Annotated in this window: 9 protein-coding genes and 1 pseudogene; 2 read left to right on the top strand and 8 right to left on the bottom strand. The window is 61.3% G+C overall.

The genetic code is table 11. From position 1 onward, the window contains the following. The 8 genes and pseudogenes from Q1W15_RS22780 to Q1W15_RS22745 all read right to left on the bottom strand — a co-directional run. Positions 1 to 288, bottom strand: a pseudogene (locus Q1W15_RS22780) (phospholipase); the annotation flags it as partial. A 33-nt stretch (positions 289 to 321) separates the two neighbouring features. After that, entirely contained in the window at positions 322 to 531 is a 210-nt protein-coding gene (locus tag Q1W15_RS22775; RefSeq protein ID WP_300732907.1) for a hypothetical protein, read from the bottom strand. 190 nt (positions 532 to 721) lie between these two features. Further along, a complete protein-coding gene (locus tag Q1W15_RS22770) occupies positions 722 to 1702 on the bottom strand; it encodes an ABC transporter permease (RefSeq protein ID WP_300732904.1) in 981 nt (326 codons plus the stop codon). Further along, on the bottom strand, positions 1699 to 2700 hold the full coding sequence (locus Q1W15_RS22765) for an ABC transporter permease (RefSeq protein WP_300732901.1): 1002 nt from the start codon (positions 2698 to 2700) through the stop codon (positions 1699 to 1701). Before Q1W15_RS22765 ends, Q1W15_RS22770 begins: the two co-directional genes overlap by 4 nt. Then, a complete protein-coding gene (locus Q1W15_RS22760) occupies positions 2687 to 4240 on the bottom strand; it encodes a sugar ABC transporter ATP-binding protein (RefSeq protein ID WP_300732898.1) in 1554 nt (517 codons plus the stop codon). The genes Q1W15_RS22765 and Q1W15_RS22760 overlap by 14 nt, the downstream gene beginning before the upstream one ends. Further along, positions 4237 to 5241, bottom strand: a complete 1005-nt coding sequence (locus tag Q1W15_RS22755; protein ID WP_300732895.1) for a sugar ABC transporter substrate-binding protein — start codon at positions 5239 to 5241, stop codon at positions 4237 to 4239. Before Q1W15_RS22755 ends, Q1W15_RS22760 begins: the two co-directional genes overlap by 4 nt. 176 nt (positions 5242 to 5417) lie before the next feature. Next, the gene (locus Q1W15_RS22750) at positions 5418 to 6092 is read right to left on the bottom strand and encodes an MgtC/SapB family protein (RefSeq protein WP_300732892.1); all 675 of its coding nucleotides are present in this window, start codon (positions 6090 to 6092) and stop codon (positions 5418 to 5420) included. Between the two features lie 67 nt (positions 6093 to 6159). After that, entirely contained in the window at positions 6160 to 7023 is an 864-nt protein-coding gene (locus Q1W15_RS22745; protein ID WP_300732890.1) for a LysR substrate-binding domain-containing protein, read from the bottom strand. Positions 7024 to 7139: 116 nt separating this feature from the next. On the opposite strand from Q1W15_RS22745, the gene Q1W15_RS22740 reads away from it, so the two are divergent. Both Q1W15_RS22740 and Q1W15_RS22735 read left to right on the top strand, forming a co-directional pair. Beyond that, on the top strand, positions 7140 to 7850 hold the full coding sequence (locus tag Q1W15_RS22740; protein WP_300732887.1) for an AzlC family ABC transporter permease: 711 nt from the start codon (positions 7140 to 7142) through the stop codon (positions 7848 to 7850). Next, on the top strand, positions 7847 to 8155 hold the full coding sequence (locus Q1W15_RS22735) for an AzlD family protein (RefSeq protein WP_300732884.1): 309 nt from the start codon (positions 7847 to 7849) through the stop codon (positions 8153 to 8155). The genes Q1W15_RS22740 and Q1W15_RS22735 overlap by 4 nt, the downstream gene beginning before the upstream one ends. Positions 8156 to 8188: the final 33 nt, after the last annotated feature.

Below are 8188 nucleotides of genomic sequence, written 5' to 3'. Positions count from 1 at the left end.
GACCCCTGCCCTGGCTTTGGCCATAAGCAGTTCACCGATGCTTGGGGCCTTGCCGTCGCGGATAAAGTACATCGACGGCTGAAAGCCCCAACAAATGATGTCGATGGTTTTAGTGGCCTTGGCGATAGCCAAATGCACGGCTTTGAAGGTTTCTTCACCGTTGATCAGCGCTTGATAGGTGGCTATCGCAGGCGGGTATTCGGTGTACTGCACGTACCAGGGCGGGGTGCAGGTCGCCTGCTGGCTGTGTTGCAGGGCGACGGGCACCACAATGTCGGGGTCATTCATGGGCTTTCCCTTCCGGGTCATGGGTTGAGTGCATCACAGCCGCGTACAGGGCTCGGTGGTAGTCCGTGGGGATGGAGCCGGACAAGCCGTGACCACGCCGTGCACGGTGCGCAACGGCTTGACCTGCGGCCAGCTCAACCCCGGCAGCGCCGGGCCGGGCGGTCGGCCATACCGGCTAAAGCGAGCAGCGCGCACGTCGAGGTTATGGCGGCTGTGATCGAAAAAAGAGGTGAGCGTGGGCATCGGCTACATCCTGGCGTAAACACTTCAGCAGGCCGGCGGAGCGTGGAGAGATACGCTCCCTACAGGGCGCTTAAAGTTTCATGCCAAGGGGGTAAAAGGATGTAGGGGCTTTCCTATTGTTTGGAAAGACTTGAGGGGATTTATCAAAAGCCGGCTGAATCGCGTGACCCAAGCCGGCCTTGATCAAGCGTTAGCGCGGCTGCAAGGCCAACCGGCGGCTGGCAAAACTGAACGCCAGCACCCACAGAATCAAGCCACCGGTTGCCACTTGCTGCCAATAAAAATTCCAGCCAATCAACAGCAGCCCGTTGGCAATCACGTTGATAAACAGTACCCCAAGCAAGGTGCCCGGGATGTTGGCCCGGCCGGTACGGCTCAAGGTCGTGCCCATAAACACCGCTCCCATGGCGTTGATCAAAAACGCATTGCCCGACATGGGCACGTAAGCATTCACGGTCGAGCTCAACACCACGCCCGCCACTGCGCACGCCACGGCACTGGCCAGAAATACCTTGAGGGTGATCAGCCGAATCGATAACCCCGAGTAACGCGCTACCTGCACCTGAGTGCCCACGGCCAGGATTTCACGCCCCAGCCGCCCGCGAGCCAGTACGAGGCCGTACAGCAGGGCCAGGCCCGCCACGCACCATAACGTCAGCGGCACACCCAGCCAGGTGAGGCGTGTGATGCCGGGCAAGACGTGCTGGGCGATGTAGATCGGCTGCCCGCCTTCGCTAAGCAGTTGCTGAACACTGGTGCCGATAAATAGCGTGCCCAACGTCGCCAGGAACGGGGTAATGCGCAGCCCCGCAATCAGGCCGGCATTGAAGCCGCCGACCAGCGCACCCGCCAGCAAAGCACCAGGGATGGCCACGCTCAGGCCATGCCCGGCATTGAGCAGCACCACAAAGGCCAGGCTGGCGAAGTCCACCGCCGTGCCCACCGACAGATCGATCCCCCCTGCCGCCACCGCCCAGGTCATGCCGATGGCGACAATCGCCAACAAAACGAAGTTATTGAGTACCAGGCTGCTGAGGTTGCCCACGCTCAGAAACCCCGGAGCGGTCAGGGAAAAAAACACGACGATCAGGATGATCAGCAACGGTAATACCCCGCGCAGGGCGCGGCTCAGTAGAACCCTGGAACCCGGTGTTTGCGCCGGCGCGGTCATTGGCCACCCTCCTCTTGGCGCAAGGCGCTGGATAGAGCCACCACCAGCAATATCAAGACACCCTGCACACCGTTGACCCAGAAACTGGCGATGCTGAGCAGTTGAAAACCATTGATCAAAAAGCCCAGCAACAGGGCCGCCAGTAATGTGCCCGGGATGTTGGCCACCAGTCGGCGTGAAAACACCACCCCAAGAAAGGTGATGGCCACCACCGACAGCAACAGGTCGCCCGACCCGGTGGTGCTGCCACTGAAGTACGCTGCCGAGCAAAACGCCGCCACTGCGGCACAAAGACCCGCCAGCAGGTAGCTGGAAAAGACGTAGGCCTTTACGTTCAACCCCGCCGCCCGTGCGGCTTCGGGGTATTCACCCACGGCGTACAGGCGCAAACCGTAAGGGCTGTGCTGGATCAACAACCCCAACAGCAACCCCGTGCCCAACAACACCCAGGCCAGCGCGGGCACGTGCAGCCACACCCCGTCTACCAGCGCATCGAGCACCGCAGAATCGGTGGGCAATACACTGTTTTGAGTCAGCACCAATTCCAGCCCGGCAATCAGGTTCATGCTTGCCAAGGTGGCCAATAACGGGGGCAAGCGCAGCACTACCACGGTGAAACCGTTTAACGCGCCCACCGCCAAGCCGCACATCAGGGTCAGCCCGATGGCCTGCGGAGCATTCACGCCGGCGTTGTTGAGGCTGCTGTAGACCGCCGCGCACACCCCCAGGTTGGCGGCCAGCGACAGGTCGAGGCCGCCCGACACCACATGGGAACCTCCGCCGATCACCACGCAGGTCAACCCGAAGGCGAGAATGCCGAGAATCGCCGACTGGGCGAACACGTTGGCAATGTTGCCGGCACTGAGAAAGTGGGGGGCCGTCACGGCAAACACCGCCAAAATGCCGGCAAACGCGAGCAACGAGCCGCGTCGCAGCAGTAACACGCTCAGTTGGCGAGAAAAGCCGGGCACCTGGCCCAGTACGTCAGACGAAGGCATGTTCAGGCTCCCGCGCAGGTGTAAGAGGCGTCGCCACGGTTTCCCGGGCTCCGGTGGCACAGGCCAGCAGGCGATCACTGTCGACTTGCCGCGCGTCGAACGTACCCGCCAGTGTGCCGCGGTGCATGACCAGAATGCGGTCGGTGATACCGATCAGTTCCGGCAGGTCAGAAGACAGCACCAGCACCGCCGCGCCTTGTTGCGCCAGGCGTGCGATCAAACGGTAAATTTCAACCTTGGCACCGATATCGATGCCCACTGTGGGCTCATCCAGCAGGTACAGCACACCGTCGCGGCTGAGCCATTTGCCCAGCGCGACTTTCTGCTGATTGCCGCCACTGAGGTGTTGCACGGCGGCGTCGTGGCCAGCCGTTTTAATACCCAGTTCGGCAATCAGTCGATCACTTTCCTGCGCCTGCGCCCCGGCGCTCAACAACCCATACCGACTGAACCGCGAAAGCCCGGCCAGGGTCAGGTTTTCAAGCACCGACAGCAACGGTGCAACGCCATGGCTGCGACGTTCTTCAGGCACCAGCGCAATGCCGTGGTGCACCGCAGCGCGCGGCGACGTCAGGCGAATCACCTGCCCCTGGAAATGCAGTGTGCCGCGATCTGGCTGCACCAGCCCGAACAGGCTTTTGAGCAAAGGCTTGGCACCTGAGCCCACCAGCCCGGTCAGCCCCAGCACTTCACCACGGCGCAGGGTCAGGTCCATATCACGATAGGCCTGCCCGGCACCGAGCCCCTTGAGTTCCAGCACCACCTCCCCCGGTGTGATGACGGGTTTGGGGTACATATCGCTGACCTCGCGGTTGACCATCAGCCGAGCGATGTGGGCAGTGGAGGTGGTACGCGGGTCCACCACCGCCACCGCACGGCCGTTACGCAACACGGTCACGCGGTCACACAGGCACTCGATTTCCTGCAGGTAATGGGAGATGTATAGAATTGACAGCCCTTGATCGCGCAGGCGACGGATAATCGCCAGCAATTGGTCGACCTCGCGCTTGACCAGCGACACGCTGGGCTCGTCGAACACCAGGATTTTCGGTTTGGCCAGCAAGGCACGGGTAATTTGCAGGATCTGGCGTTGGGCACTGTCCAGCTCGCTCACCAGCGCACCCGGCGGGAACTCCAGGTCAAAATACTCTCGCAGCAGACGCGCCGCTTCACGGGCCTGGGCGCGCCGCCGGATAAAGGGCCCGTAACGCAGCTCATGGCCGAAAAACAGCGCCTCCCCCACGGTAAAGCTCGGCGGCAACAGGCGCTCCTGATGAATAAAGTGCACCCCCAGCGCTTCGACCTGGCGCGGGCTCAATGCGCTGAACACCTGGCCGTCGACCGCCAGGGTGCCGCTGTCCGCCCGGTGAATGCCGGCCAGCACTTTGATCAGGGTCGACTTGCCAGCCCCGTTCTCACCGACCAGCCCATGAATGGAGCCGCGCTCAACCCGCAAGTCGACACCGTCCAGCGCCCGGGTTGGCCCAAAGCGCTTGAACACTCCCTGAAGGTGCAAGGCGGGGGGTGTCTCAGCCGTCATTGATCGCCTCGCAACTGTTGCACCTGGGTCAGGTTCGCGGCGGTGGTCAGCAGGGTCGGCACTTGGGTTTCTTTGGGCACGTCGTGCTGCCCGGCCAGGTAACGCGCCACGTTCTGCACTGCGGTCTTGCCGATCAGCGCCGGTTGCTGGGCGACCACGGCCCCCACAGGCGAATTCTCGCGCTTAAGCAGTTCCAGCACTTCGGGCGTGCCATCCACGCCATAGGTCTTGATCTCGGTGCGGCCGGCATCCACCAGCGCTTTGCTGGCCCCCAACTGCGGAATGTCCCAGGCCGACCAAATGGCGCTGACACTGCCCTTGGGGTACTTGTTGAGCAGCGCACTGACCTGGCTGTACGCGTCCTGTACCGTGTTGGGGATCACGTCGCGCAGTTCGGGCTCGATGATAGTCAGCTCAGGGTGATCCTTGAGGGCGAGCTTGAGCTGGTCATAACGAATCGCGCACACCGGCACGCCGTAAAAACCGTTGAACACCAGAATGCGGCCTTTGCCGCCACTGTCGGCAATCAATTGATCCGCCAGGTTTTTGCCCGTGGCGACGTTATCCGAGGTGGTGTTGTTAAGGCTGTACTGCGACGGGGCATCAATGGTGAACAACGGGATGCCGGCCTTGCTGATGCGCTTGAGCCACGGGTCAATGACGCTCAGCGTGCCGAGGGTTTGAATCACCGCGTCGGGCTTTTGCGTGACCACGGTTTGCAGTTGGGTCACCAGGTTCTTATCGTTACGCCCGGCATCCAGGGTAATCGGCGTCCCGCCCAGCCGTTTGATCTCAGCGATCTGCGCCTCGAAAGCCTTGATATCGAAGTAGTGACTGGTACCGGTCATGCTGATGGCGATGCGTTTACCGGCCAGGGACGGCACGTCTGAGTCATCGGCCTGAGCCAGTGTTGCCAGGCCGACACCCAGCACAGCCAATGACAGGGCTTGCCAGAAACGGGTGGGACGAAAACGGGGAAGACGAGCAGTGAGTGCAGGCATGGGGCGCAGTTCCTGGGTTATTTTCCAGGGCTGTTGCACAGACCATGCCGCCTCGTGTGCGCCGGGTTTTCAGGCTCCGGCACAGCCTGTCGCTGCTCTCAGAGCGACAGTCTGTTGAGCAACTGTTGCGTCACCCACAGTGGCCACTGTACGGAGGGTGCCCCACACGCAACGTTTCAATGCGGTGCCTGTTCTTCGCGTACTTCTGGCAGGGTCAGGATGTGCTTGAGCAGCTCGACCGACTCCTGGCGGGTGGTCTTCCTGAATTCAACCGTCACGCATTCCGTGCCCAGTTCCGGGCCTTGTTCGACGATCACTTGCTTGATCCGATCAGCCTGCACGCCCAGCAGTTTTTCCAGGCTTTGGCGCGTCAATACGCCCGTGGGGGCAACCAGCCGGAAGACATGAACCTTGATGTAATCGCGGTACTTGTGCTCCAGCGGGCCCACGGCAATCAGAATGGTCAGAATCAAAGTGGTTGCGGCAATGGCCAGCCAGTAGAGCCCGCCGCCCACGGTCATGCCGATGGCCGCCACAGCCCACAGGCTGGCAGCGGTGGTCAGGCCTTTGATGACCTCCCCACGCATCATGATGGACCCGGCACCGAGAAAACCGATGCCGGTCACGATTTGCGCCGCAATCCGGGACGGGTCCAGCTGGGTGCCCGGTTGAGTCAGCGCCTGTTGAAAGCCGAAAGCGGAAACGATCATAAACAAGCAGGCACCGGTGGCGACCAGCATGTGGGTACGCAACCCGGCCGTCCATATCAGGTGTTCACGCTGTATACCGATCAGGCTGCCCAACCCGGCTGCCAGCAATAGCCGTAAACACATTTCCCATTCTGGAATCATTTCTTTCCCTCAGCCGAAATGGCCGTTAAATACATAGTCAACGTTAAAAGTAGCGGTGCAGGCAAGCTCATGCGGGTATTCGCAGGGTCTTTATCAGCATGTTGTAGAGGCTGTCCACGGGTTTCGAACCTTGCGAGGCCCGGCTGCGATACACCGCGACCTGCATCGGTTCCAGTGGGCCCAGGCCATGTTCCGGGCCGAGCACTTGCAAATGGTCGGGGGCGCTGCAGCGTGCCAGAGCAGCCACCGCAAGGCCACTTTCGACAGCCGCGATCTGCCCGGCCAGGCTGGAGCTGTTATACACCACCCGGTAATGGCGGCCCTGCCGGGCCAATGAGTTAATTGCACTGCGCCGCGCCAGGCTGGCCCCTTCATACGTGGCAATCGGAATGGGATCCCGTCGCCAGATATCAAATTCGTGGGAGCCGACCCACACCATGGGTTCAGGAAACAGCAGCGTGCCGCGCCGCGGGTGATCACGCGATACCAGCGCCAGGTCCAGCTCACCGCGCTGAATACGCGGAATCAGAGAGGTGGACTGCTCGCAGTCCAGCTCAATCTCAACCGCGCCGTAGCGTGGCGCAAAACGCTTGAGCACGGGGGTCAGGTACTTGGCGGCGTAATCGTCAGGCACCCCCAGACGAATCCGCCCCGCCAGCTCGTCGCCATGAAAGGCGGCCTGAGCATCGGCGTGCAGTTCCAGGATCCGCCGCGCATACCCCAGCAACAGTTGCCCGTCGTGGGTCAGTTGCTGATGGCGGGCGTCTCGTATCAACAAGGGCCGTCCCACTGCCGCTTCCAGCTTCTTGAGCTGCATGCTCACCGCCGACTGGGAGCGGTGCACCTCAGGGGCCGCGCTGGACAAGGATCCGGTATCGACCACGGCGACAAAGCATTTGAGCCAATCAATCTGAAGATTCTGCTGATTCATGCCCAGTGCCTGCATTCGATAATCAAATATGGGAATGTCGAATTATGCGTTTATCGCTTTTTTGTATCCAGAGGATACTGTTCGCAGCCGTGCACTTAATAAGAAGGAGATGAGGCTTGCAACCTATTGAAAAGAGCATCACGACGCTGGAACTCAGCGATGTATGGGGGGGATTCAAACAACTGATGCCCATCTCCCTGTTCGTGGTTATTTTTGGTTTGGCGTTTGGCCTTGCCGCCGCACAAACGGGTTTGAGTGAAGCCTCAAGCCTGACCATGAGCGCCCTGGTGTTTGCCGGTGCCTCGCAGTTCGCGGTGCTGGAACAATGGGGGGACCAGGTGCCGCTGATTCCCCTGGTGATCACGGTATTTGCCGTGAACGCCCGCCACCTGTTGATGGGAGCCACGTTGTTCCCCTGGGTGCGCGACCTGCCACTGGCCAAGCGTTATGGCGTGATGTTCGTAGTGTCGGATGCCAACTGGGCCATGTCGATGCAAGCGTTCAGCCGGGGCGAACCCGGCCTGGGCCTGCTCTTGGGGGGCGGCATTGCCTTGTGGGCCGCCTGGCTGTTGGGCAGTTGGCTGGGCCTGCATTTCGGCAATGAGATTCACGACCCGGTCAGCCTGGGGCTGGACATGGTGATGGGCTGCTTCTTGCTGGCCATGGTCGTGGGCGGTCAGAAAAACCTGCGCATGTTTGTGGTCTGGAGCGTCGCCGCCTGCTCGTCATTGCTCGCTTATCGCTATCTGCCGCCGAACAGCCATGTGGTGGTCGGGGCATTGGCGGGCGGTTTGTTAGGGGCCTTCTGGATGGACGATAAAAAGTGAATATTGATACCAGCGGTTCAGGGGCCTTCATCATCATTGCGATCATGGCCCTGGTCACCCTTGCCACCCGATGGGGCGGGGTTTTCATCATGTCGTTCATCCCGATCGGCCGTCGGGTACAGCTGTTTATCAGCGCCATGTCCGGCTCGGTATTGATCGCCGTGCTCGCCCCGCTGGCCGTCACCGGTGACAACGGTGCCCGCGCCGCGCTACTCACCACGGCCGTCATCATGCTGATCGTGAAAAAGCCACTGCCCGCCATTGCGGCCGGTATCGCGGCAGCGGCGCTGGTACGGGCACTCTAGCCTGTACGGTGGGCAGCACTGCGGTGCTGCCCC

Source organism: Pseudomonas sp. (assembly GCF_030150285.1).
Classification (GTDB): Bacteria; Pseudomonadota; Gammaproteobacteria; order Pseudomonadales; family Pseudomonadaceae; genus Aquipseudomonas.
This window is presented reverse-complemented; position numbering and strand designations above follow the sequence as displayed.

What these genes read in the sequence shown, in the direction of transcription:
- Q1W15_RS22775 (WP_300732907.1), bottom strand. Translation starts at nt 531, where the DNA reads ATGCCCACGCTCACCTCTTTTTTCGATCACAGCCGCCATAACCTCGAC.
- Q1W15_RS22770 (WP_300732904.1), bottom strand. Translation starts at nt 1,702, where the DNA reads ATGACCGCGCCGGCGCAAACACCGGGTTCCAGGGTTCTACTGAGCCGC.
- Q1W15_RS22765 (WP_300732901.1), bottom strand. Translation starts at nt 2,700, where the DNA reads ATGCCTTCGTCTGACGTACTGGGCCAGGTGCCCGGCTTTTCTCGCCAA.
- Q1W15_RS22760 (WP_300732898.1), bottom strand. Translation starts at nt 4,240, where the DNA reads ATGACGGCTGAGACACCCCCCGCCTTGCACCTTCAGGGAGTGTTCAAG.
- Q1W15_RS22755 (WP_300732895.1), bottom strand. Translation starts at nt 5,241, where the DNA reads ATGCCTGCACTCACTGCTCGTCTTCCCCGTTTTCGTCCCACCCGTTTC.
- Q1W15_RS22750 (WP_300732892.1), bottom strand. Translation starts at nt 6,092, where the DNA reads ATGATTCCAGAATGGGAAATGTGTTTACGGCTATTGCTGGCAGCCGGG.
- Q1W15_RS22745 (WP_300732890.1), bottom strand. Translation starts at nt 7,023, where the DNA reads ATGAATCAGCAGAATCTTCAGATTGATTGGCTCAAATGCTTTGTCGCC.